This is a genomic window from Actinomadura sp. SCN-SB (assembly GCF_043906805.1).
GTDB lineage: Bacteria > Actinomycetota > Actinomycetes > Streptosporangiales > Streptosporangiaceae > Spirillospora.
This window is the reverse complement of the sequence record NZ_JBIMPP010000011.1, coordinates 100,480-122,162: the sequence shown is the minus strand read 5'-3', so window position 1 is coordinate 122,162 and position 21,683 is coordinate 100,480. Positions and strand designations below refer to the sequence as shown.

The window sequence follows — 21,683 nt, the reverse complement described above, 5'->3', positions numbered from 1 at the left end:
ATGCTCACCGGCACCTGGGCGCCCACGACGCGCCATCCCGAGGCGGAGGAGATCACCGCCGCCACCCCCGCCGTTCTCGCGGCCGCCCTGCGCGACGCGCGCACGCAGGTGGTGGACGGCGCGACACGGCTGGACTCCGGCGCGCTGCTGTCGGCGGTCGCCGTCCAGCAGGCCCGGCTGCGGGCGGCGGGGGTCCGGCGCGGCGACGTCGTCGGCGTCCAGCTTCCGAACTGGTGGGAGGCGGTCGCGACGGCCCACGCGCTGTGGGGGATGGGCGCCGTGGTGTGCCCGGTGCCGGTGAACTTCCGGGCGGCCGAACTGGAGCGGATCCTCGCGGCCTGCGACATCGCCGCCTTCGTGGCACCGGCCCGCTACCGGAACACCCGCCACCCGGAGATGATCCGCACCGCGACCGCGCGGGCCGGGCGGGACGTCCCGGTCCTGACCGTACGGGACCCGGAGGCCCCCGAGGACGAGGTGTCCGCGCCCGAGCCGGAGCTCGACGCCGGCCTCGACGACGTGTGCGTGCTGATGTTCACCTCCGGCACGACCGGCGTCCCGAAGGGCGTGCTGCACAGCCACCGGACGCTGCTCAGCGACGCCTGGTCGATCGCCCGGCTGTTCCGGCTCGACGGCGACCGGGTCTACATGCCGTCCCCGGTCGGCCACATCACCGGACTGGTGTACGGGGTGATGATGCCCCTGCTGGTCGGCGGCTCGGTCGTGCTTCAGGCGGAGTGGGACGCGGCGGCCGGGGTGGACATCGTCGAGGCCGACTCCTGCACGTTCAGCGTGGGCGCGACGCCGTTCCTGCGCGGGCTCTGCGACGAGTACGCCCGGCGCGGCACGACCTCGGCGCTGACCGGGTTCGTCTGCGGCGGCGCCGACGTCCCGCCCAACCTGGTACGGCGGGCCACCGAGGTGCTCGGCGCGGCCGTGGTCCGCGCCTACGGGCTGACCGAGATGCCGACCGTGACCTGCGGCGGACCCGACGACCCGGAACGGATCCGCGCGGACACCGACGGGCGGCTCACCGGGTCCTCCCAGGCCCGCCTCGCCGATCCGGTGAACGGCGTCGGGGAGCTGGAGGTGCGCGGCCCCGAGCTGTGCCTCGGATACCTCGACGAACAGCACACCGCCGAGTCCTTCACGGCCGACGGTTGGTTCCGCACCGGTGACCTGGCGACGATCTCGCCCGACGGCGGGATCACGATCGCGGGCCGGGTGAAGGACATCGTCGTGCGCGGCGGCGAGAACATCAGCGTCAAGGAGGTCGAGGACTACCTGCTGGAGCATCCCGCGGTCGCGGACGTCGCCATCGTCGGCGTGCCGGACGACACCCTGGGCGAACGGGCCTGCGCGTTCGTCGTCACCCCCGAGGACGCGCCACCGCCGACACTGCGCGAACTCGGCGCGTTCCTGCTGGAGCACGACATCGCCAAGCACAAGCTGCCGGAGTACCTGCTGGTGACCGACCGGCTGCCGCGGACCGAGAGCGGGAAGATCCAGAAGTTCCGGCTGCGGGAGAGGGCGGTCCGCGAGCTCGCCGAAGGCCGGGGCGAACGCCGGTGAACCGTGACGACCTGCTCACCGCGTTCCGGCGGATGCTGCTCATCCGCAAGATGGAGGAGCGGATCGCGGTGCTCTACGGCCAGGGCGCCATCCCCGGATTCGTGCACCTGTCCGTCGGCCAGGAGGCGGTCGCCGTCGGCACGCTGTTCCGCGCCCGACCCGACGACATCATCACGTCCACGCACCGCGGTCACGGGCACGTGCTCGCCAAGGGACTCGACCCGTCCGGCATGTTCGCCGAGCTGACCGGCAAGGCGACCGGCACCTGCCGTGGCCGCGGCGGCTCCATGCACGTCGCCGACCCGGCGCTGGGCATCTTCGGCGCCAACGGCATCGTGGGGGCCGGCCTGCCGATCGCCGCCGGGGCCGCCCACGCCCTGCGCGTACGGGACTCCGACGCCCTCGCGATCGCGTTCTTCGGCGACGGCGCCGTGGCCACCGGCGCGTTCCACGAGTCGGTCAACCTCGCCGCGCTCTGGCGCCTGCCGATCGTCTTCGTCTGCGAGAACAACGGCTTCTCGGAGTTCTCCCGGACGAGCGACCAGCACGCCGTCCCGCTGTCCTCCCGGGCCGCGGGCTACGGCCTGCCGTTCCGCGCCGTCGACGGGAACGACGTCGAGGCCGTGGAGGCGGCGATGGCCGAGGTGTTCGACGAGGTGCGCGCGGGCGGGGGCCCGCAGTTCGTCGAGGCGGTGACGCTGCGCGTGCGCGGGCACTACGAGGGGGACCCGCAGAGGTACCGCGCGGGGGAGACCCCTGACGACGCGCCCGAGGACCCGCTGCGGCGGACCCGCGCGCGCCTCGCCGCGCTGGGCGTGCCCGCCGGTGAGCTGGACCAGGTCGAGGACGAGGTCGCCCGGCAGGTCGCCGAAGCGGAGACGTTCGCGGCCGGCTCGGACGAGCCCGATCCCGCGACCGTCCTCGACTACGTGGCCAGCCCGCGCCCCGATGTCGCGGAACGGCCGCAGGCCACCCTCCAGGCACGAACGGCCGACGCCACCAAGCCGGTGTCCACCTCGCGGATCCTCCGCCAGGCGATGCGTGACGCGCTCGCGGACGACCCGAGGGTGTTCCTCGCGGGCATCGACGTCGGCGGAGGCAACGTCTTCGGGCTGACCCGCGGGCTCGCGGAGGAGTTCCCCGGCCGCGTCCTGGACACCCCGATCTCCGAGACGGCGATCATGGGACTCGGCGTGGGCGCGGCGATGGCCGGGCTGCGGCCGGTCGTGGAGCTCATGTACCTGGACTTCCTCGGCACCTGCCTGGACCAGCTCATGAACCAGGCCGCCAAGCTGCGGTTCATGACCGGCGGGGCGGTGACGGTGCCGATGGTCGTGCGCACCCAGTTCGGGTCGGGACGCTCCTCGGGCAGCCAGCACTCGCAGAGCCTCGAAGCGCTGCTCGCGCACATCCCCGGACTGACCGTGGTGATGCCCAGCACGCCGGAGGACGCGTACGGCCTGCTCCGCACCGCCATCGACGACGACAACCCGGTGATCTTCATCGAGAACCGGCTGCTGTACGAGCGCAAGGCGGCGATGCCCGCGCCCGGCCACCGCGTCCCCCTCGGCAAGGCCCGCGTCACCCGCGCGGGCACCGACCTCACGATCGTCTCGTGGTCCCGGATGGCGCGGCTCGCGCTCGACGCCGCGGAGACGCTCGCGGCGGAGGGCATCGACGCCGAGGTCATCGACCTGCGCACGATCGCCCCGCTCGACCGGCGCACGGTGCTGGAGTCCCTCGGGCGCACCAACCGGCTGCTGATCGCGCACGAGGCGGTCACCGAGTTCGGCGTGGGCGCCGAGCTGGCGGCCCTGGCCGTGCACGAGGGCTTCTGGTCCCTGGACGCACCCGTCGCACGGGTCGGCGCCCCGACCGCGCCGACGCCGTACGCCCCGAGCCTCGAACGGGCGTGGATCCCCGACGAGACCGGCATCGCCGCCGCCGCGCGGTGGCTGATGTCGGACCCCTACCCACGAAGGAGATCAGGATGAAGCTGGACAAGCGCGTCGCGATCATCACCGGGGCCGGTTCCGGCATGGGCCGGGCCATGGCCCAGGAGTTCAGCGAGAACGGCGCGACCGTCGTCGCCGTCGACGTGCGCGCCGACCCCGTGCGGGAGACCGTCGAGCTGCTCGGCGACGGACGCGGCGTCGCCGAGACCGCCGACGTGTCCGTGCGGGCGGACGTCGAGCGCGTCGTCGCGCGGACGCTCGAACTGTTCGGCCGCGTCGACATCCTCTGCAACAACGCCGGTGTGCTCGACGACTACACGCCGGCGCTCGACACGTCCGACGAGCTGTGGAACCGGACCATGGCGATCAACATCACCGGACCGTTCCTGTTCTCGCGGGCCGTCCTCACGCCGATGCTCGCGCAGAAGAAGGGCGTCATCATCAACACCGCCTCGATCTCCTCGTTCGTGGCGGGCGGCGGCGGCGCGGCGTACACGTCGTCCAAGCACGCGCTGCTGGGCTTCACCAAGCAGCTCGCGTTCGACTACGGCAAGCGGGGCATCCGCGCGAACGCCATCTGCCCCGGCGCGATCCACACCGGGATGACCGGGCACCTGCTCACCCCCGAGGGCCGGAACCCGCACGTCGACGAGGCCGTCGCGAACACGCCCGCGGGCCGGTGGGGACGACCGGAGGAGATCGCGCATATGGCGCTCTTCCTGGCGAGCGATGACGCCGACTTTATCCACGGAGCCGCCTTCACCGTGGACGGCGGATGGGTTTTGCCATGACGCCCGCCCTGCCTGAGACTTCCTTTTGAAGGTGAACTCGTAACAGTGAATGGGGACCCCATGAGCACATCGAGCGACGCCGCAGACGGTCCGCCGCCCAATTCCGCCTCCCCCCTCGACACGGTGGGGCAGAAGTTGCGGAAAGCGCGGCTGGCCGCGGGGATGTCCGTACGCGAGATGGCCAGGCGGGTCGACGTGTCGCCGAGCTTCATATCCCAGGTCGAGCTCGGCCGCACGAAACCATCGGTGGGCACGCTGTACGCGATCGCCACAGAGATGGGTGTGCCGCTCGACGACCTGATGCCCGTGGACTCCACCGCGTCGCCCGGCCCGCCGGCGCAAGGGCTCAAGCCGATCCAGAAGGGAGCGGGCCGCCCCTCGGTGCCCAACCCGCGCGACACCGAGCCGGGGTCGCCGCTCCAGCGCGGCGACCGCCGGCACGAGCTGCGGATGGACAAGGCGGTGTGGGGGCGGTTGACCTCCGACCACGATCCGGAGAACGACTTTCTGCACGTCGTCTACGCGCCCGGCGGGGAGTCCTGTCCCGCGGACAGCCTGATCCACCATCCCGGCGTGGAGTACGGGTACGTCATTTCCGGCGGGCTGCACGTTCAGGTCGGCTTCACCCATTACGAGCTCAATGCCGGGGATTCCATCCGCTTTGAATCCATGACACCCCACCGGCTGCACAATCCGTTCGACGTCGAGTCGGTGTCGATCTGGATAGTCGTGGGCCGTGGCGGCACTCCCGTCCTGTGAAGGAGCCGTTCGTTGGCCGTCAACCGTAAACGCGCAGAAGGAAGGGTCGCGCTGGTCACCGGCGCGGCACGCGGCCAGGGCCGCGCCCATGCGGTCCGGCTGGCCGAGGAGGGCGCCGACATCATCGCGCTCGACCTCTGCCGCCAGATCGACACCGTTCCGTACCCGCTGTCCACACCGGACGACCTGGCCGAGACCGCCGGCCTCGTCACCGCCACCGGCCGCGAGGTCGTCACGGCGGTGGCCGACGTGCGCGACCTGGACGAGACGCGCGCCGCGATCGACGACGCCGTGGCCCGGCTCGGCCGGCTCGACATCGTCGTGGCCAACGCCGGCGTCCACAGCGGCGGCGTCCCGAGCTGGGAACTGACCGACGAGGCGTGGCAGGACCTCGTCGACGTCAACCTCACCGGGGTGTGGATCACGTGCAAGGCCGCCGCGCCGCATCTGATCGGCTCCGGCGGCGGCAGCATCGTGATCACGAGCTCCACGGCGGGGCTGCGCCCGTACGGCGGCATCGCCCACTACGTCGCGGCGAAGCACGCGCTGATGGGGTTGACCAAGACGCTCGCGCAGGAGCTGGGCGCGCAGGGCGTCCGGGTCAACGCGGTGAACCCGACCCAGGTCGACACCGACATGATCCAGAATCCGCTGGTCCGCCGGCTGTTCGTCCCGGACGTCGAGGAACCCACGAGGGAGCAGTTCGCCGCCGCGTCCCAGGACGGGATGCTGCTGCCGACGCCCTGGCTCGACCCGTCCGACGTCAGCGACGCGGTCGCGTTCCTCGCCTCCGACGAGGCGCGGTTCGTGACCGGGATCGGGCTGCCGGTCGACGCGGGGGTGCTGGCCCGATGAACGTTTCGCTGGACGGACAGGTCGCCTTCATCACCGGCGCCGCCCGCGGCCAGGGCCGCAGCCACGCCGTCACGCTGGCCGCCGCGGGCGCGGACATCATCGCCGTCGACCTCTGCGAGCAGATGGACACGGTCGGCTATGGGCTCGCCACCGAGGAGGACCTGGCCGAGACGGTACGGCAGGTCGAGGCGCTCGGCCGGCGGATCGTCGCGCGCCCCGCCGACGTCCGCGACACCGGGAGCCTGCGGGCGGCCGTCGATGAGGGCGTGCGCGAGCTGGGCCGCCTCGACATCGTCGTGGCCAACGCCGGGATCCTGTCGAGCGGGTCCCTCGGCGAGCTGGGCGAGCGGGCCTGGCGGGACATGATCGACGTCAACCTCACCGGGGTGTGGCGCACGACCAAGGTCGCCATCCCGCACCTCCTCGCGGGCGGGCGCGGCGGGTCCATCGTCCTGACCAGCTCCGTGGCCGGGCTCAAGTCGTACCCGAACGTCGCGCACTACGTCGCGGCCAAGCACGGCGTCGTGGGGCTCATGCGCGCCCTCGCCGTCGAGCTGGCACCGCACGGCATCAGGGTCAACACGGTCAACCCCACCCAGGTCGACACCGACATGATCCAGAACGACGTGATGTACCGCCTCTTCGTCCCCGACGAGGAGAACCCCACCAAGGAGCAGTTCGCCGCGGCCTCCCGCGCGACGGCGCTGCTTCCGGTGGACTGGATCGAATCCGTCGACGTCAGCAACGCCCTCCTGTTCCTCACCTCCGACATGGCCCGCTACATCACCGGCGTGGCCCTGCCGATCGACGCCGGCGCGGTGTGGAAATAGGGATTTCAGCCGTAGAGCGCCCCGAGTGACGCGCCTTGGCCGGACCGGAGGACAGGGGCCGCGGCCAGGCGACGTCGTCGATCGCGAGCCAGGGCGCCGTGGCCACGGCCGCGGGGGTGAGCCCGGTGAACGCCTTGACCTCGCGGTGGAGGTGGGACTGGTCGGCGTAGCCGCTGCGGGTGGCGACGCCCGCGGCGGCGTGACCGGCCGCCAGAAGGTGGGCGGCGTGGTCGAAGCGCACGAGCCGGGCGGCGCGTTTGGGGGTGATGCCGAGCTGCGATCGGAAGCGGGCCCAGAGGCGCTTGCGGCTCCAGCCCACCTCCTCGGCCAGGCGCTCGACCCGCACCCGGCCCCGGCTGGTGAGCGTCCGCCGCCAGGCGTGGGCGACCTCCGGGTCCACCGTCGGGTGGGAGCCCATCCGCCGGGCGAGGATGTCCGCCGCGGTCGCGAACCGTTCGTCCCAGGACGTCGCGGAGCGCAACCTGTCCTCGGCCCGCCCGGCCTCGCGGCCCCACACATCGGCGAGGGTCGCCAGCGTCCCGGTGAGTTCGGTGGACACGCCGAGCACGGCGGCCGCCACGTCCGGCTCCAGCCGGATCTGCAAGCACTCCCCGATCCCGTGGCCGGTGGCGCGCAGCTCGCCGGGCAGGAGCCCGACGACGACGCTGCCGCGATCGCGCCGGCCGTCGCGGTCGTAGACGATGCCGTCCCCCTCGCTCAGATCGACGAGCAGGGTGACGGACGGGTGCGCGACCATGGCGATGCCGGAGCCTCGTGAGACGCGATGCCGGAACCCGGCCATGCTGATCCCCGGCAGCCGATGCGGTGGATCCGGGACGGCGACCTCCGCACCCGTCCAGTCGAACGGCGTCCCGTCCGGCAGCATGCGAGCAGTTTATGCCCGCGCCCCAAGGCAGGGGGTCAGCGTTCCGCGGCGGCGAAGGCCGACAGCAGGTCGCCGGTGGCCTCGGGCGCCTCGAACATGGGCAGGTGCCCGACGCCGTCCAGCATCTCGACCCGCGCGCCCGGCACCGCCTCGTAGTGGCGTGCCGACGACGGGTCCCAGCGAGGATCGGCGGCACCGAAGACCACCAGGACGGGGACGCCGAGGGCGGCGAGCCGCTCGGGCACGCTCCGTTCGGCGATGTACGCGCCGTTCTTCCGCAGCACCTCCCGGAACGCGCGGTAGGTGGTGCCCCTGAGCTCGGCCACCATGTCGTCGGGGATGTCCACCGGCCGGGCGGCCGTCGCCGCGATCCCCTTACGGATCATCGCGTCCGAACGCCTCGACCACAGCAGCGGCCCGAACGGCGGCCCCAGCAGCACCCGCAGGATCACCGGCTGCGGAAGGAGGGCGTCCGGACGCGGCCCGGTACTGACCAGCGCGATCAACCCCACCAGGTCGGGACGCCGCTCGGCGAGCGCGGTGGCGACATAGCCACCGCCGGAGTGCCCGACCACGGTGACGTGGTCCATGCCGAGATCGTCCAGTACCCGCGCCACCCGCCCCGCCTGGTCGGGCACGTCGTACGACGCGGCGGGCGGGGACTGGCCGCAGCCCGGCAGGTCGACCCGGACGACATGGTGGCGGCCGGCGAGCGCCGGGACCAGCGGGGCCCAGCAGCCGCTGGAGGCCCCCGACCCGTGAATGAGCAGCAGCGGCGACGCCCGGCGCGAACCGTCGTGGATCACGTGCATCCGATGGGAGCTCTTGACCTCAGACTCGCTCATGCACCGAACGATGCATCGAGGTCCGCTCACCGGTCTTGGACGAATGTTCCCACCGGCCACGCGGCCTGGGGTTTCATCCAACGGTCATCTTTCGATCATTCGCGGGGTCCCGGAGATGCCGGACGGGGTGGTTGAGTGCCGCCCCGCAATCCCGTTCACCTGGAGACCGCCGGCGGCGTGCTGCGGATGTGGGCCGCGCCCGACGACGGCGAGGAGCCCGGCGGCACCCGGCTCATGGTCCTGGAGACCCCGATCGACTGACTCCGAACCCCTGACCGGGGTGGGCCCGATCCGCCGGAATGATCTACTTACTCTCTGTAGTTGGATGGGTGCGGTGGGGGTATGTGACATGTGACACATGGGCCTTCGTGGCCCCAACCCCTGGAGGGAACCATGAGGATTTCGAGTCCTTTGCGCTCAGCGGCGCTGACCGCCGCCGGTTTCGTCGCGGTGGCGAGCCTCACCGCCTTCGGTCCCGCGGCCGCGGCGAACGCGACGGAAACGGCCACCGCTCAGGCGGCGCAGTCCCAGGTGTGCCCGCCGAGACGTCCCTGCCACCACCATCACGGCCACCACCATCACCACGGCCACCACCATGGCCACCACCATGGCCACGGCCACCATCACCACCATGGTCACGGCCACCACCATGGCCACTTCCACCACTTCGGCAGGTAACGAAACACCTGCTGCCGGGGCCCGCCGTCTCACCGAGACGGCGGGCCCCGCCCCCGCATGGCGGGGCCGCTAGAGGCTCGCGGCCTCCACCGGCGAGATCTTGGCCGCGCGGTGGGCCGCGGTGATCGCGGTGACGGCCGTGAGGGCCGTGGCGATCAGGGCCACCGCCACGAAGACGAGCGGCCCGATATCGGGGACGAGCGCGTCGGCGCGGGCGACGCTGAACGGCACGACCGTGAACATCGCCGCGACGACGCCGCACACCAGACCCAGCCCGATCAGCACCGCGGCCTCCAGCGCCACCGCGCCGACGACCTGGCCGCGGGTGGCGCCGACGAGGCGCTGCCGGCCGAACTCGCCGCGCCGGTAGGCGGTCGCCGCGAGCAGCGTGTTGACCAGGATCACCGCCGTGAACAGCAGGATCATCCCGATCACCACGAAGTTGAGCGTCGCGATGTTCTTTTGCTCGACCGTGGACACCAGCCCGGCCGCGGCCGTGGCGTCGTTCTCGATCTGCTGGAGGTACAGCGAGCCGGTCGCGACCCCGGTGAACAGGATGATCGGCATCAACACCGAGGCCATCTGCGCGGTACGCCGGCGCAGCGTGCTCACCGCCAGCTCACCGGCCACCCCGAACAGCAGCTCCAGCGGACGCGACAGCACGCCCGCCGCCCACCGGATCAGCCACGGGGCCAGCAGCGCCAGCCCCAGCGAGGCCATGATGTCGGCCTGCCCCGCGGTCGCCATCGCGTCCATGCCTTCGTCCTTCATCACCGTGGCGGTGACCACGGCCAGGTTCAGCCCCAGGAGCAGGAACACGATCCCGAAGGCGACGCGCTTGCGGCTCATCCGCGTACGGCCCACCGCCGCGTCGGCCAGCGACCGGATCACCCCGGCCCGGGCGATGCGCGTGACGGCGATGATCGCCGAGGCGACCGCCGAGACGAGGGTGAGCGTCAGCCCGATGCCCAGGGCCACCGGGCCGAAGGCGTACGGCACGCTCTCGGGCACCTGGTCGGTGGAGTGCAGCAGCGACAGCAGCGCCGCGCCCCCCAGGAGCCCCGGACCGATCGCCAGGAGCCAGGCGACGAGGGCGAGCCCGGTGGCCTCGCCGACCACCATCCGGCCGATCTGGGCCGGGGTCGCGCCGACGCTCTTCAGCAGCGCCATCTCCTCGGCCCTCTGCCGGACCGACAGGGCCAGCGTGGAGCTGACGGCGAGGATCACCAGCGCGCTGCCCCACCCGCCCACGACGATCGACATGGTGACCAGGGTCTCCTCGGCGGCGCCGGTGGCGTCGCTGGAGATAGCGGTGTCCTGCATGGCACCGAACGCCATCACCATCGTCGCGCCCAGGAACATCGCCACGAAACTCGCCGCGAACCCGCCCGCCCGCTTGCGCAAGGACCTGACCGCCAGACCGAACATCCCTCACACCCCCTCGGTGGCGCGCTGCCGCTCGACCTCGTCGGCCAGGTGGGTCATGCGCTCCGCCACCGACTCGGCGGTGGGCGAGGGCAGGTTGCCCACCAGCCGGCCGTCCGCCAGGAACAGCACCGTGTCCGCGTACGAGGCCGCGACCGGGTCGTGGGTGACCATCACGACGGTGCGCCCATAGACCCGCACCGACTCCTGGAGCAGCGCCAGGACCTCCCGCGCGCTGCGCGAGTCCAGCGCCCCGGTCGGCTCGTCCGCGAACACCACCGCCGGCTCGGTCACCAGCGCCCGCGCGATCGCCACCCGCTGCTGCTGGCCTCCCGACAGCTCGGACGGCAGATGGTCGAGACGGTCGCCCAGGCCCACCCGGGCCAGGATCTCCCGAGCCCTGGCCTTGTCGGCCCGCCTGCCCGACAGCTTCAGCGGCAGCGTCACGTTCTGCGTCACCGTCAGCGTCGGCAGCAGGTTGAACCGCTGGAACACGAACCCGATCCGCCGCCGCCTGAACTTGGTCAGCGCCGTCTCACCACCGCCGGCGCGCCCCTTTTTCGTGGACGGGGAGACGTCGCCCACCGGCAACTCCACACCGTCCACGAACACCCGGCCCGAACTCGGCCGATCCAGACCCGCCGCGCAATGCAGCAGGGTGCTCTTGCCCGAGCCCGACGGGCCCATGACGGCCGTGAACGTGCCCGATGACAGTGACAGCCAGACCCCGTCCAGCGCGGTGACCCGGTTGTCCTCCGAACCGTAGACCTTGCGCACTCCCTCAAGCCGGAGCGCCTCCTCGACGGGCCTCTTGGCCGCGGGTCCATATCGGCGTCCCCTCATCGTTCTTACCTCCATCGATCTGCTTTTCGGCGGTCGATGTCGACGCTAGGAACCGGCGGAGCCCGGGACGATGGTCAAAAGACGCCGATCGAGGTAGGCAAAAGCCCACCATCGCCCGGCCGCGAGCCCGCTCTTTCTTGGAGCCGGGACGGTTGAACGGCCTGCCGGTCCTCACCGTTCTTTAGGACATGGACATGGCGCGGTCGGCCACCGCGGTCCTGGGCGCGGTGGTGCTGCTGACAAGTGGGTGTTCGGGTAACGATGGCCCGGGAGGTGCCCAAGGCGCGAGCGCGTCGCCGCAGTGGCGGTCCGGCGAGTTTGAGCGGGTCCCCGCCGGGTGGTGCCGATCCGTGTCGGCCGCCACCATGCGGCGGCTTCGCGTCGCCGCCACCGACATGGGTGAACGGCGGTGTCTCTGGAGGGCCGTGAACGAGCACGACATGTTCGCCCGGATGCAGGCGGAGGCGCACCTGCACACACCCGCCAGGCGTTCCGGCGGCAGCGCCACCGATGAGGCGCGGCTCCGCTTCCAGAACCTCCCGACCTCGACGGCGCCCGGGGCGATCCCGGTCCGCGGCCTGGGCGACGAGGCAAAGCTCGTTCACGTCAACCGGCTGCCCGGCGAGCACCATGAGGTCCGCCTGGCGGTACGGGTGCGCAACATCGTCGTCGACCTCTTCGCGGAGCAGGAGGCGGACATCGGCGAGTACGGCCCGGCCGTGTCCTCCTTCGCCGTGCTGGAAGCCGGGCTCATGAGCGCGGCCGGTGAGATCGGCGCCCGGCTCGGGGCCCGGCCGCGGCCCGCCGCTCCACCCGCCTACCAGCGGGGCGAACATCGCGGTGTCGGGAACGTGTGCGCACAAGCCGGCCCGGCCGCGCGCCGCCTGGTCGCCGGTGCACGGCGGCGTGACCTCGCTCCCGGCGACGCCGGGGTGAGCGGCGGCTGCAAGTGGGAGGACGGCGACGCCCCGCCCGGCTTGGGATACCTGACCGTGTACGTGGAGGCGCCGCCCCCGAGCGCGGCCACCGGGCGATCCGCCACGGCGGTCGCGAAGGCGTTGTTCGCCGCCTGGCCGGGCGACGGCTCCGCGGCGCCGGAGATCGGCGACCAGGCCAAACGGGATCACGTCGACGGCACCGGCAGCAGGATCCTGGTACGCCGCGCCAACCTTCTGCTCTACATCGACTACCACCGGAGGGGCCGCCCGTCCAAGGCGGCCATGGACCGCGAGGTCGCCGCGCTGGCCCGAGCCGTTGTGGCCGCTCAGCGTTAACCCTGTTCGGTCAACCCTGTCCGTCCGGTGACTGGTCCCGCCGGGTGACGACCGTCTGCAACGCGTCGCGGAACCGTTCCGCGTCCCGCGGGCTGAGCGGGGCGAGGAACTCGCGTTCGGCCCTGTCGCTCGCCTCGATGGCCTGCCGGACGGTCTTCTTGCCCGTCTCGGTCAGCTCGACCGCGTTGCGGCGCCGGTCGTTCGCGTGCGGATGGCGGGACACCAGCCCCTTGTCTTCGAGCGTGTCCAGGAGCGAGACCATCGTGGTGCGATCGACGCCGAGCCGCTGCGCCACCTGCTGTTGGGAACCGGGCTCGTGCCCGGCGAGGACGAGCAGCACCCCCAGCTCGCGGCCATCGATGCCGTACGGCGCCAACGCCTGGTTGGACAGCTCGGACATCAGCAAGTGCGCGTGCCACGACATCACCGGCATCGTCCATCTGGCGGGCTCCATGCCCTGGCCACCCGACCCCGAGCAGCCCGTCGAGGCGACCCGCTCGACCCCCACGGCCCGCTGTTCTTCGCCGCCCCCGAACTCGTCCGCGCCCCGCGCGGGCAACGAGCACTGAGCGCCCCTACCGGTCGAGCCGGCCCTGCCGCCAGGTCCGCAAGGGCCGGCGCCGGCCGGTGGTGTGGTCGGCGACCTCCGCGCGCTGGGCGTTGTGGGTGAAGGTCTTGGCCGACCGTTCGGACCGGACCTGGACCCGGCGCAGGCGATCGGTGTCCTGCCGCTCCCGGCGCGCGTCCTGGAGGCGAAGCCGCCCCTCCAGCTCGGTGCGGGCCGAGGCGAGGTCGTGCGGCCTGGGACCGGCCGGTGGTCCGGGTGACGACGATGCCGGTGGGCAGGTGATGCAGCCGGACGGCGGTCTCCACCTTGTCTCGCCAAGCGGATTACCGGGCGGCGGCCGTCCGCACCGGCCGGGTGTCAGCGGACCAGAAGCGGGGCTTGGCGGCAGGTCTCCCTGATCGGCGGAGACTGCCGGCCCAGGCGCCGGCCGGCCGGGATGATCGAGATCTTGCCGTCCATTCCCACCGTCGCCTGGAGGGAATAGGAGATCGTGTCGCAGGGGATGGCGAACCTTCGCTTCGGCCGGTCCTCCTGGACGCGGCCGATGCCGTGGAGTTCGACCGTCCCGCGTTCCCGGTCCACGAGTTCGAGGCCGCTCCCTCCGGGCAGGGCGACGATCGTCGGGTACTTGGTCACCTTCCAGGAGATCGCCTCCGGATCCAGGACGGTCCCGTCCCGGGTTCTCACATAGCCCACGGAGTCGAAGCCGAACGGGCAGGTGGGGTCGGGCCTGCCGCGTGCCTTCGCGCATTGGTCGACGAAGGCGTTGTAGGCGAGTGACACCGCGCGCTGCCCGGCCGGTGTGACGGTGAAGCTCGATGAGCCGGCGAGTTCCCGGTAAACGCCGCCGTCCCCGGGAAGCACCGGTTCCTGTGCCGACTTCACGCTGATAAGGCTTTGGGGCCCCTGGTAGAAACGATAGAAGCCGGGAAGGAGGCGGTATTCGACGCTCGCCGCGTCGGCTCCCTTCCGGAAAGGGATCCGGACCTCGCCGACCTCGACGTAGAGCAGCGGGGTCATCGTGAAGCGCCGTGTCACCAGCGGCTCTTCGATCCGGAGGCCACCGTTCTCCGTGAGCACCTTGACCCTGAACTCGTGCCCTTTCCGGTCCTTGCCGGCCAGGACGACGGTCACCTCGGCGTAACCGCTGGAGGCGGAGTCGAAGGTCTCGGTGACGCGGACGATCGTCCAGTCCTCGTCGAGGGCCTCGGGCACCAGGAACCGTCCCGCCTCACCTTCCGGGCGGTCGACGCGAGCGATTCTCAACGCCTTTCCGACATCCCGCTCCTTGATCGCCTCCAGGTAGTCGCGGACGAGAGCGACCGTGTCGGGTTCCGCGCGCGCCGACTGAATCAGGGAGACCAGCACGATACCGGCGAGGAACATCCCGGCCGCCGCTGCCCGGCGCCGCCGGTATCGGAATTCCTTCACGTCGGCCGCCCCTCGTTCCTCTTCCCTGAGCATCCTTTGAGCGAGAATGAGATGTCACCCGCCCGTCGCGCGCCCGTCCTTGGCCGTATCCGGCCACGTACGGAACCGGCTCACCCGTTCTCACGCCACAATCGCCACGGGAGGTGGACCGCCATGGATGAGGACGAAGAGTCCTACCGGCTCGCCCAGGCGATCAACCGGCCCTCCCTGTGGACGGCCGTGGCGGTGTTCGCCCTCCTCGTGGCCTTCGCCCGTCCCGGCGGCGCGGGCGAGCCCGTCCTCGCCGACGAGCCCGCCCCCAAACCGCGGGTCCTGGCCTCGCCCAGCGCCTCGGCGGCCGACGGCGGGACGGTCCGCATCGTCGAGCACGGCTTCACCCGCCTGCGGGACCCGTCCGGTGAGCACCGGGTGAGCTGGGGCCTGATCGTGGAGAACACCAGCAGGACCTCCGTCGTCTCGGTCCCCGTCACCGTCGACATCCTCGACGCGCGGGGACGGCAACTGATCACGAAGACGAGCGGCCACGCCCGCGACCGCAGGACCGCCTTCATTCCTCCCGGCGGCCGTTTCGGCCTGGGCGACGATACCTACGTCGCAGGGGGCGGCGCCAGGCGGCTCCGGTTCACCCTCGGCAAGGCCGAATGGCTCAAGCCGGGGGACCCGCGCGCCGTCCGGCTCACGGCGAGCCTGGTCAAGGGCGACCTCTACCGCGTCGACCGGGACCAGTTCTACCTGCTCGGCGCGCCGCTGCGGGCCGAGGTGCACCGCACCCGCCGGCACGATCTGACGATCACCTTCCGGGTCGAGTCCGGCGCGTCGGAGGTTCTGGAGGACGGCAAGGCGTCGGCCGTCCTCCGCGACTCGGCGGGCAAGATCGTCGGCGGTACCCATCCGGCCGACACCGCCCCTTGGACGCGCTTCCCGCCCGGCTGGTCGATCCAGCGGATCAGGGCGACCGGCGTCCCGCCCACCGTCGACCCGAAGCGCATCGAGATCTATCCGCAACCCAGGTATTTCTAGAGCCCACGCGGACAGCGAGATCAAGAGGGCTCCTGTTGCCGGGCGTCCCTCATCCGCAGCAATGCGCGACGTCGGGACCGTGCCCCGATCAGGGCGAGTCCCGCCGCCGTGACGAGGGCGACGCCCACCAGGGCAACGGCCATCGCCTGGGCTGTGGTGGCGCGTGCCACGGCCAGCGCCGTCCCGGCCACGCCGGTCACCGCGCTGACCACGAGCGCGAGCCCTGCCGCCAGCACCCGGTCCCGGGCGTACAACGGTCGGCGGCTGCTCAGCACCCACCCGCAGAAGACCGCCCAGGCGAGCCCGATGGCGACCAGCACGGCGAAGGCGGCCTGGGTGCGCGCCGGAAGCGGACGCGGCTCGGTGACCCACAGCACCGTCACCAGTGCCGCCGCGCACCCCCCTGCCAGTCCCACGGCCACGTGGCGCATCCGGGAGCCCAGTGAGATCTCCGCCGCCAGCGCGCGCTCAAGTTCCTGGGGAACCTCCCCGTGAGGGGCGGGGGTCTGCTCGCTCACGCCTCATATCCCTTCTCGACAAGAACGCTCCGCAACATGCGGCGCGCGCGGTGCAATCTGCTCTTGACCGTGCCGGGTGGTACGCCGAGGACCTCCGCGCAGGCGGCGAGGGGGAGATCCTGGAGGTGGAACAGGATCAGCACCTCGCGCTCCAGGGCAGGGAGCCCGTCGAGCCCGGCTTCCACCTGCGTTGCGGTCAGCACGCTGGACAGGGGGTCGCCGACGGCGGCGCCCGCCGTGTCCACGGGCGTCTCCGCGTTCCGGTACGCCTGCCGCAGGTGATCGGCGAGCGCGCGCCGGGCGATGGTGAACAGCCACGGGGCGAACCGTTCCGGCTCCCGCAACCGTGGCAGCCCCCGCACCACGGCGACCCATGTCTCTTGGGCGAGGTCGTCCGCGAGGTGCGCAGAGCCGACCATGCCCCGCAGGTAGCGCCACAACGGGGCATGCCAAACACGCACCAGTTCGCGGAACGCCTCCCGTTCCCCGAGCTGGCAGCGCACCACCAGCAGCCCGTCCTGGTTCACCGCACCTCCCTGTCGCGCGTCGCGCGTCACCAAGACAGTCGGTATTCCGGGCACAAAGGTTCGTACGGTGGACGAGTGCGAACCGGCGAACGTGAGGAAAGCGTGCGGACCCGCGTGCTGCGGGCACGGTTGCGGCACGTCTACTGGATCGGCGGCGGTAGCGGTGCGGGCAAGTCGACCATCGCCCGGCGTGTCGCCGCCCTGCACGGGTTGCGCGTGTACTCGACCGACGAGGTGATGTCCGACCACGCCGGACGCAGCACGCCTGAGGACGCGCCTTGGCTGAGCAGGTTCAAGGCGATGAGCATGGACGAGCGCTGGGTGAACCGGTCGCCGGAGACGATGCTGGACACCTTTCACTGGTACAGGGGCGAGGGCTTCGGCCTGATCGTCGAGGATCTGCTGCGCGCGCCGGCGGGAACCGGTGTGGTCGCCGAAGGGTTCCGGCTGCTGCCGCGGCTGGTCAAGCCGCTGCTGGCGGAGCCCGGCCACGCGGTCTGGCTGCTGCCGGCACCCGAGTTCCGCCGGGCGGTGTTCGACGACCGCGGCTGGGAGATCCCACGCAGGACCGGCGATCCCGAACGGGCCCGGCACAACCTGCTGGAGCGCGACCGGATGTTCACCGATCGCCTGCGTGAGGAGACCGGGCGCCTCGGACTGCCCGCGGTCGAGGTCGGCACCGGAATGGACGAGGACGAACTGGTCGAACGGGTGGCGCGGGCGTTCGGGTTCTGAGCGGCCGGTCGGCTCAGCTCCGCAGGAAGTTCAGGATGTCCGCGTTCACCTGGTCCTGATGCGTGGCGGTGATGCCGTGCGGGGCGCCGGGGTAGTAGATGTCCCGCGCGCCCTTGATGAGCCGGGCCGACTTCCGCGCCGAGTCCTTGACGGGGACGATCTGGTCGTCCTCACCGTGCAGCACCAGGGTCGGGACGTCGAACTTCGCGAGGTCCTCGGTGAAGTCGGTCTCGGAGAAGGCTTTGATGCTCTGGTAGGCGTTGAGGAGACCTGACTGCATGCTCCAGAGCCAGAACTGGTCGAGGATGCCCTGTGACACGTTGGCGTCGGTCTTGTCGGCGCCATAGAACTGTATGGCCAGATCCTTGTAGAACTGTGAGCGATCCTTGAACAGGGATTCGCGCATTCCGTCGAAGACCTCGATCGGCAGCCCCTCGGGATTGGCCTCGGTCCTGACCATGATGGGCGGCACGGCGGCGATCAGGATCGCCTTCGCGACCCTCCCCGTTCCGTACCGCCCGATGTAGCGCGCGACCTCGCCGCCGCCGGTGGAGTGGCCCACCAGGCAGACGTCGTGGAGATCGAGGGTTTCGATCACGGCGGCGAGATCGTCGGCGTAGCCGTCCATGTCGTTCCCGGAGGTGGCCTGGGCGGATCGGCCATGACCGCGCCGGTCGTGCGCGACCACGCGGAAGCCGTGCTGCACCAGGAAGAGCATCTGCCCGTCCCACGCGTCCGAGCTCAGCGGCCAGCCGTGGGAGAACGTCACGACCGGACCCTCACCCCAGTCCTTGTAATAGATCTCCGTGCCGTCCTTGGCGGTGATGGTGCTCATGGCATCTGCTGTCCCCAGCACCTCGGGGACCTAACCTGGCGCGGCACGGACGGCGACTTGCCCGTGAGGAAAGTAGGTGCTACTTTCCTGTCAGGAAAGCACACCATCGGGGGAGGCCATGGATCCTCAGGACGCCCAGTCATCGCTCGACACCATCCATCGGCTCCAGGACAGGACCCGCCAGGAGATCGTCCGCGGGCTGTTCCCGCTGCCGTACGTACTGATCTCGGCGCTGGGGCTCTTCGCCGGCTTCGCGGCCGCCGATCTCCCGGACCCCTGGTCCACCGCCGGCACCGTGTTCGGGTTCACCCTGTGGGCGGGTGTCGGGATCGTCTACGGTCACTTCGCCTCGGTCCGCAGGAAGGCCACCGCCCGGGAGGCGGGGATCTACCTGGCGATGATGGTCGCGCTGCTGGCGGTCTTCGGCGCCTCCCGGATCACCGCCTACTTCTGGCTCGGTCTGCCGTCCGAAGGGGTGGTCTCCCAGTCCGTCGTCGCCGCCGCGGTGACGGTCGCCGCCTATCTCGCGATCACGCCTCTGGTCCGCCGGGGCATCAAGGCCGCCATCGACTAGGACGGCAGGGACCATCCATGGATCCGCGGTTCGACGAATTCCTGCACGTCCCCGCGCGGCTGTCGATCGTCGCGCTGCTGGCGCCCGCCGACTGGGTCGACTTCGGCTTCCTCAGGGACACGATCGAGACCAGCGACTCGGCGCTGTCCAAGCAGATCTCCGCCCTGGCGTCGGCGGGGTACGTCACCGTACGCAAGGACACCGGCGGGCGGACGCGGCGCACCAGCGTGCGGCTGACCCCCGAGGGAAGGCGCGCCTTCCAGCGGCACGCGGCGGCGCTGGAACGCATCGTCACGGCCGCCCGGATCCCGGCCCCGCAACCCGCGACGGACGGCGAACCCGCGGACGACGCGGGGCGCCGTCCCTCCGCGCATTCGGGCTGACGCGGAAAGGTTGCCGGTCCCGTCCCGGGCTGCCACGCTTCGCCGATGACTCCGATGCGATTGATCGAGACCGCGCCCGGGAAGTTCTCGTTGCTGCTGTACGCGGGGACGGCACAAGTGGACGAGCTCATCGAGGAACTCGGTCATGAGCCCAACGGGTATTTCTGGGAAGGCGTCGCGCGGCTCCTGGTGAGCACGGAGGCGCCGGGCCTCGACGAGCGTTTCTCTTTCGACCCGGAAGCCGACATGTTCTGCGCGTACGGCACGGATCGGGCCGCCCTGGAGGAGCTGGGCACGCTGATGGCCGCCGCCGCCACCGACCCCGCTCGCATGCGGGCGCTCATCACCTCGGCGAAGGCCGACGGCTTCGAGTTCGACGACTGAGACCACGAACGCCGCGCGGGACCGATGGTGTGCCCCCGGTCGCAGCGGGCAGGTCCGAGGGTCGAAGACCTGAAGCCTGATGGGGGTACGGCCTGATGGGTTCCACGCAGTTGTCCACCGAGGCCGAGGCACTGCGGGAGTTGGCGGCCTTCCCGCTCGTGGAGGCGCTTTTCGGTCGCCGTTCCCGGCGGTTCGCGCTGGGCGACGAGATTCCGGACGGCCCGCTCGCCTACCGTTCCAGGCACGAGCCGCTTCCGCTCACCGAACTCGAACGGATGCTCGTGCTGAGCGCGATGGGCGGGACGACGGGCTGGCACTACTCGATAACGCGCCACGCCCGTTACGCGCCGCACGTCGCGAACTATCCCGCCGCGGCCGGTGGGCGGACGTTCCCCTCCGCGGCGGGATTCCACACGGCCGAGCTCTTCTTCACCGACGACTCGGGCCTGTACTTCTTCCCCACCCGGGACACCGGCGCGCTCGTCGACCCGTCCACGGAGGAGGTCACGCCGGAGCTGATGGTCGAGCGCCATCGCGGGCGGCCGCGGCGGCTCTCCACCGAGCGGCTCCACCTTCCCGCGGAGGAGCCTTACCTTGAGGGGCACAACACCTGGTGCGTCAACGTTCCCGGCTCGCTGCTCGTGATCCCGGTGGCGGATATAGCGCAGCATCTTCTCGCGGTTCTGTGCTTCTTCGCCCAGAACGGCTACGCGATCTACGACGACGTCAACGACCGCAGGCTCCCGGGACTTGAGCGGTTCCACCGCCGGGTCGACATCGACGACCCGTACCCGCTCACCTTCGCCGAGCAGTACGCGCTGACCGAGGCCACGGCCGAACTCGCCACCTCCTGCTACGGAGGCGTACTGATGCTCCAGGCGATGGGGCTCGGCGGCTGGATGTTCGACGGGATCGACCGTTTCTCGATGCTCGGCGCCTCGGGCGACCCGGAGGTGCCCGGCCTCGGCTTCCGCTATGACGAGGACGAACGTTGGCCGACGCCCAACCCCACCGGGCGGGAAGGCGTCTTCGAAGCCTACTGCCCGCCCCATTACGGTGATATGGCGGCGGCCGTCGAGGCTTTCGCCCAACGCAAGTTCGGGCCGGGCGGTCCCTTCCACCGCGAGACCCCCGGAGCCTGGACCGACAGTCCCGGTTTCCGCGGAAGCGCCGAGGCGCACGACGACGAGTTCAAGGCGTGCGTGGCGCTCCAGGCCCAATACGTGTTCGACACGTTCGGCAGGTTCCCCGGCACGGTGCCGACCGTGTTCATCATGAACTACGTCCAGGCCCACCATCTGGACACCGACTTCTACGACCGCTTCTTCCAACCCGGTGCCTACCTGCACACCCACGCCACGCACTTGCGGAAGTGGCACGGCCGGGACGAGAACGGCCAGCTTGACGCACCATGTTGAGACAAGAGCTGGGACACGAGGCCGGGGCGGTCCCCGGGCGGTCCCCGGGCGGTCAGGAGACGGTGGCCGTCTCCCGCCGCCCGCCGCGCAGGACGTCGAGGAACGCGGCAGCCGACCCCGGCCCGCGCACGATCACCACCATGTCGGCGGCGGCGCGCAACGCCGCCATCGCCGCCGTGCCGCCCATCGCGCCGCCTGCGACGTCCGGACGGACGATCAGCGCGGCGATCAGGGCGCCCTCCGCCCGTGCGGCGTCGGCGGCGGCGTGGCAGGCGGCGGCGTCGACCTCGGCGAGGTCGGCGGCGAACAGGACGACGATGTCGACGCCCGCGACGGCGTCGCCCACCCGGTCCACCGGCGCCGGCCGTGCCCAGCCGCCGCTCGACAGCGGCCGGATCCGCAGGCCGGAGGAGCCGTTGGCGCCGGCCTCCGGGTGGAGGGACATGACGCCGTCGAGCCCGAGCTCACGCATCTCCGCCTCGGCCGCGAGCGCCGACGGCCCCTGCGGGATGATCAGGACGCGGGCCTCGTAGACCCGCCTCGCGGGGTCCATCACCGATCCTCCGTTTCCTCTGTC

The 21,683-nt window shown here is 71.4% G+C and carries 25 protein-coding genes; 14 read left to right on the top strand and 11 right to left on the bottom strand.

Annotated elements, in window-relative coordinates; translation table 11 throughout:
- Genes ACGWYJ_RS10170 through ACGWYJ_RS10145 form a run of 6 tightly spaced genes read left to right on the top strand, consistent with a single transcriptional unit; the run spans window position 1 to window position 6,762 of the window.
- Window positions 1-1,572 (top strand): AMP-binding protein, encoded by a 1,572-nt coding sequence (locus ACGWYJ_RS10170; protein ID WP_395105458.1) that lies wholly within the window; start codon window positions 1-3, stop codon window positions 1,570-1,572.
- Window positions 1,569-3,566 (top strand): pyruvate dehydrogenase complex E1 component subunit beta, encoded by a 1,998-nt coding sequence (locus ACGWYJ_RS10165; protein WP_395105457.1) that lies wholly within the window; start codon window positions 1,569-1,571, stop codon window positions 3,564-3,566. Before ACGWYJ_RS10170 ends, ACGWYJ_RS10165 begins: the two co-directional genes overlap by 4 nt.
- Window positions 3,563-4,318 carry a glucose 1-dehydrogenase gene (locus ACGWYJ_RS10160; RefSeq protein WP_395105455.1) on the top strand — a complete coding sequence of 252 codons (756 nt, stop codon included), beginning with the start codon at window positions 3,563-3,565 and terminating at the stop codon, window positions 4,316-4,318. The genes ACGWYJ_RS10165 and ACGWYJ_RS10160 overlap by 4 nt, the downstream gene beginning before the upstream one ends.
- Window positions 4,319-4,378: 60 nt before the next feature.
- Window positions 4,379-5,077 (top strand): helix-turn-helix domain-containing protein, encoded by a 699-nt coding sequence (locus tag ACGWYJ_RS10155; protein ID WP_395105454.1) that lies wholly within the window; start codon window positions 4,379-4,381, stop codon window positions 5,075-5,077.
- 12 nt (window positions 5,078-5,089) lie between these two features.
- Window positions 5,090-5,932, top strand: coding sequence for a mycofactocin-coupled SDR family oxidoreductase (locus ACGWYJ_RS10150; RefSeq protein ID WP_395105452.1), 843 nt, complete (start codon window positions 5,090-5,092; stop codon window positions 5,930-5,932).
- A complete protein-coding gene (locus tag ACGWYJ_RS10145; RefSeq protein ID WP_395105451.1) occupies window positions 5,929-6,762 on the top strand; it encodes a mycofactocin-coupled SDR family oxidoreductase in 834 nt (277 codons plus the stop codon). Before ACGWYJ_RS10150 ends, ACGWYJ_RS10145 begins: the two co-directional genes overlap by 4 nt.
- Here the strand turns inward: ACGWYJ_RS10145 and ACGWYJ_RS10140 are convergent.
- Window positions 6,716-7,648 carry a helix-turn-helix domain-containing protein gene (locus tag ACGWYJ_RS10140; RefSeq protein ID WP_395105449.1) on the bottom strand — a complete coding sequence of 311 codons (933 nt, stop codon included), beginning with the start codon at window positions 7,646-7,648 and terminating at the stop codon, window positions 6,716-6,718. The genes ACGWYJ_RS10145 and ACGWYJ_RS10140 overlap by 47 nt on opposite strands.
- Window positions 7,649-7,683: 35 nt before the next feature.
- Window positions 7,684-8,493 (bottom strand): alpha/beta fold hydrolase, encoded by an 810-nt coding sequence (locus tag ACGWYJ_RS10135; protein WP_395105447.1) that lies wholly within the window; start codon window positions 8,491-8,493, stop codon window positions 7,684-7,686.
- 135 nt (window positions 8,494-8,628) lie between these two features.
- Here ACGWYJ_RS10135 and ACGWYJ_RS10130 point away from each other — a divergent pair, with 135 nt between their 5' ends.
- Window positions 8,629-8,754: a hypothetical protein gene (locus tag ACGWYJ_RS10130; RefSeq protein WP_395105445.1), complete on the top strand. Its 126-nt coding sequence runs from the start codon at window positions 8,629-8,631 to the stop codon at window positions 8,752-8,754.
- Window positions 8,755-8,910: 156 nt separating this feature from the next.
- Here the strand turns inward: ACGWYJ_RS10130 and ACGWYJ_RS10125 are convergent, their stop codons facing one another.
- From ACGWYJ_RS10125 to ACGWYJ_RS10115, 3 genes are all read right to left on the bottom strand, one after another.
- Window positions 8,911-9,159, bottom strand: coding sequence for a hypothetical protein (locus tag ACGWYJ_RS10125; RefSeq protein ID WP_395105443.1), 249 nt, complete (start codon window positions 9,157-9,159; stop codon window positions 8,911-8,913).
- Between the two features lie 81 nt (window positions 9,160-9,240).
- The gene (locus ACGWYJ_RS10120; protein WP_395105441.1) at window positions 9,241-10,599 is read right to left on the bottom strand and encodes an FtsX-like permease family protein; all 1,359 of its coding nucleotides are present in this window, start codon (window positions 10,597-10,599) and stop codon (window positions 9,241-9,243) included.
- A gap of 3 nt (window positions 10,600-10,602) precedes the next feature.
- Complete coding sequence (locus ACGWYJ_RS10115) at window positions 10,603-11,439, bottom strand: ABC transporter ATP-binding protein (protein WP_395105439.1); 837 nt, start codon at window positions 11,437-11,439, stop codon at window positions 10,603-10,605.
- 425 nt (window positions 11,440-11,864) lie between these two features.
- Between ACGWYJ_RS10115 and ACGWYJ_RS10110 the strand changes: the two genes are divergently transcribed.
- On the top strand, window positions 11,865-12,713 hold the full coding sequence (locus tag ACGWYJ_RS10110) for a hypothetical protein (RefSeq protein ID WP_395105437.1): 849 nt from the start codon (window positions 11,865-11,867) through the stop codon (window positions 12,711-12,713).
- A gap of 10 nt (window positions 12,714-12,723) precedes the next feature.
- Here ACGWYJ_RS10110 and ACGWYJ_RS10105 read toward each other — a convergent pair whose 3' ends face one another.
- Window positions 12,724-13,272, bottom strand: coding sequence for a MarR family winged helix-turn-helix transcriptional regulator (locus ACGWYJ_RS10105; protein ID WP_395105436.1), 549 nt, complete (start codon window positions 13,270-13,272; stop codon window positions 12,724-12,726).
- Window positions 13,273-13,638: 366 nt separating this feature from the next.
- The gene (locus ACGWYJ_RS10100; protein ID WP_395105434.1) at window positions 13,639-14,712 is read right to left on the bottom strand and encodes a hypothetical protein; all 1,074 of its coding nucleotides are present in this window, start codon (window positions 14,710-14,712) and stop codon (window positions 13,639-13,641) included.
- A 153-nt stretch (window positions 14,713-14,865) separates the two neighbouring features.
- Here ACGWYJ_RS10100 and ACGWYJ_RS10095 point away from each other — a divergent pair, with 153 nt between their 5' ends.
- On the top strand, window positions 14,866-15,732 hold the full coding sequence (locus ACGWYJ_RS10095) for a hypothetical protein (RefSeq protein WP_395105432.1): 867 nt from the start codon (window positions 14,866-14,868) through the stop codon (window positions 15,730-15,732).
- 20 nt (window positions 15,733-15,752) lie between these two features.
- Here ACGWYJ_RS10095 and ACGWYJ_RS10090 read toward each other — a convergent pair whose 3' ends face one another.
- Both ACGWYJ_RS10090 and ACGWYJ_RS10085 read right to left on the bottom strand, forming a co-directional pair.
- Window positions 15,753-16,250: a transmembrane transport protein gene (locus ACGWYJ_RS10090; protein ID WP_395105431.1), complete on the bottom strand. Its 498-nt coding sequence runs from the start codon at window positions 16,248-16,250 to the stop codon at window positions 15,753-15,755.
- Window positions 16,247-16,777 carry an RNA polymerase sigma factor gene (locus tag ACGWYJ_RS10085; RefSeq protein ID WP_395105429.1) on the bottom strand — a complete coding sequence of 177 codons (531 nt, stop codon included), beginning with the start codon at window positions 16,775-16,777 and terminating at the stop codon, window positions 16,247-16,249. The genes ACGWYJ_RS10090 and ACGWYJ_RS10085 overlap by 4 nt, the downstream gene beginning before the upstream one ends.
- A 75-nt stretch (window positions 16,778-16,852) precedes the next feature.
- On the opposite strand from ACGWYJ_RS10085, the gene ACGWYJ_RS10080 reads away from it, so the two are divergent.
- A complete protein-coding gene (locus tag ACGWYJ_RS10080) occupies window positions 16,853-17,512 on the top strand; it encodes a hypothetical protein (RefSeq protein ID WP_395105427.1) in 660 nt (219 codons plus the stop codon).
- A 13-nt stretch (window positions 17,513-17,525) separates the two neighbouring features.
- Here ACGWYJ_RS10080 and ACGWYJ_RS10075 read toward each other — a convergent pair whose 3' ends face one another.
- Window positions 17,526-18,347 carry an alpha/beta fold hydrolase gene (locus ACGWYJ_RS10075; protein WP_395105426.1) on the bottom strand — a complete coding sequence of 274 codons (822 nt, stop codon included), beginning with the start codon at window positions 18,345-18,347 and terminating at the stop codon, window positions 17,526-17,528.
- A gap of 118 nt (window positions 18,348-18,465) precedes the next feature.
- On the opposite strand from ACGWYJ_RS10075, the gene ACGWYJ_RS10070 reads away from it, so the two are divergent.
- The 4 genes from ACGWYJ_RS10070 (at window position 18,466) to ACGWYJ_RS10055 (ending at window position 21,106) form a co-directional block, all read left to right on the top strand.
- Window positions 18,466-18,921, top strand: coding sequence for a hypothetical protein (locus tag ACGWYJ_RS10070; protein ID WP_395105424.1), 456 nt, complete (start codon window positions 18,466-18,468; stop codon window positions 18,919-18,921).
- Window positions 18,922-18,938: 17 nt separating this feature from the next.
- On the top strand, window positions 18,939-19,304 hold the full coding sequence (locus tag ACGWYJ_RS10065; RefSeq protein ID WP_395105423.1) for a winged helix-turn-helix domain-containing protein: 366 nt from the start codon (window positions 18,939-18,941) through the stop codon (window positions 19,302-19,304).
- 45 nt (window positions 19,305-19,349) lie between these two features.
- On the top strand, window positions 19,350-19,688 hold the full coding sequence (locus ACGWYJ_RS10060) for an immunity 51 family protein (RefSeq protein WP_395105422.1): 339 nt from the start codon (window positions 19,350-19,352) through the stop codon (window positions 19,686-19,688).
- A 95-nt stretch (window positions 19,689-19,783) separates the two neighbouring features.
- Entirely contained in the window at window positions 19,784-21,106 is a 1,323-nt protein-coding gene (locus tag ACGWYJ_RS10055) for a hypothetical protein (protein WP_395105421.1), read from the top strand.
- A 52-nt stretch (window positions 21,107-21,158) separates the two neighbouring features.
- On the opposite strand, the gene ACGWYJ_RS10050 is transcribed toward ACGWYJ_RS10055, so the two are convergent.
- On the bottom strand, window positions 21,159-21,659 hold the full coding sequence (locus ACGWYJ_RS10050; protein WP_395105420.1) for a hypothetical protein: 501 nt from the start codon (window positions 21,657-21,659) through the stop codon (window positions 21,159-21,161).
- Window positions 21,660-21,683 lie beyond the last annotated feature (24 nt).

Coding starts and splice junctions, on each gene's coding strand:
- ACGWYJ_RS10170 (WP_395105458.1), top strand. CDS start 1: ATGCTCACCGGCACCTGGGCGCCCACGACGCGCCATCCCGAGGCGGAG.
- ACGWYJ_RS10160 (WP_395105455.1), top strand. CDS start 3,563: ATGAAGCTGGACAAGCGCGTCGCGATCATCACCGGGGCCGGTTCCGGC.
- ACGWYJ_RS10155 (WP_395105454.1), top strand. CDS start 4,379: ATGAGCACATCGAGCGACGCCGCAGACGGTCCGCCGCCCAATTCCGCC.
- ACGWYJ_RS10145 (WP_395105451.1), top strand. CDS start 5,929: ATGAACGTTTCGCTGGACGGACAGGTCGCCTTCATCACCGGCGCCGCC.
- ACGWYJ_RS10140 (WP_395105449.1), bottom strand. CDS start 7,648: ATGCTGCCGGACGGGACGCCGTTCGACTGGACGGGTGCGGAGGTCGCC.
- ACGWYJ_RS10135 (WP_395105447.1), bottom strand. CDS start 8,493: ATGAGCGAGTCTGAGGTCAAGAGCTCCCATCGGATGCACGTGATCCAC.
- ACGWYJ_RS10120 (WP_395105441.1), bottom strand. CDS start 10,599: ATGTTCGGTCTGGCGGTCAGGTCCTTGCGCAAGCGGGCGGGCGGGTTC.
- ACGWYJ_RS10115 (WP_395105439.1), bottom strand. CDS start 11,439: ATGAGGGGACGCCGATATGGACCCGCGGCCAAGAGGCCCGTCGAGGAG.
- ACGWYJ_RS10095 (WP_395105432.1), top strand. CDS start 14,866: ATGGATGAGGACGAAGAGTCCTACCGGCTCGCCCAGGCGATCAACCGG.
- ACGWYJ_RS10075 (WP_395105426.1), bottom strand. CDS start 18,347: ATGAGCACCATCACCGCCAAGGACGGCACGGAGATCTATTACAAGGAC.
- ACGWYJ_RS10070 (WP_395105424.1), top strand. CDS start 18,466: ATGGATCCTCAGGACGCCCAGTCATCGCTCGACACCATCCATCGGCTC.
- ACGWYJ_RS10065 (WP_395105423.1), top strand. CDS start 18,939: ATGGATCCGCGGTTCGACGAATTCCTGCACGTCCCCGCGCGGCTGTCG.
- ACGWYJ_RS10060 (WP_395105422.1), top strand. CDS start 19,350: ATGACTCCGATGCGATTGATCGAGACCGCGCCCGGGAAGTTCTCGTTG.
- ACGWYJ_RS10055 (WP_395105421.1), top strand. CDS start 19,784: ATGGGTTCCACGCAGTTGTCCACCGAGGCCGAGGCACTGCGGGAGTTG.
- ACGWYJ_RS10050 (WP_395105420.1), bottom strand. CDS start 21,659: ATGGACCCCGCGAGGCGGGTCTACGAGGCCCGCGTCCTGATCATCCCG.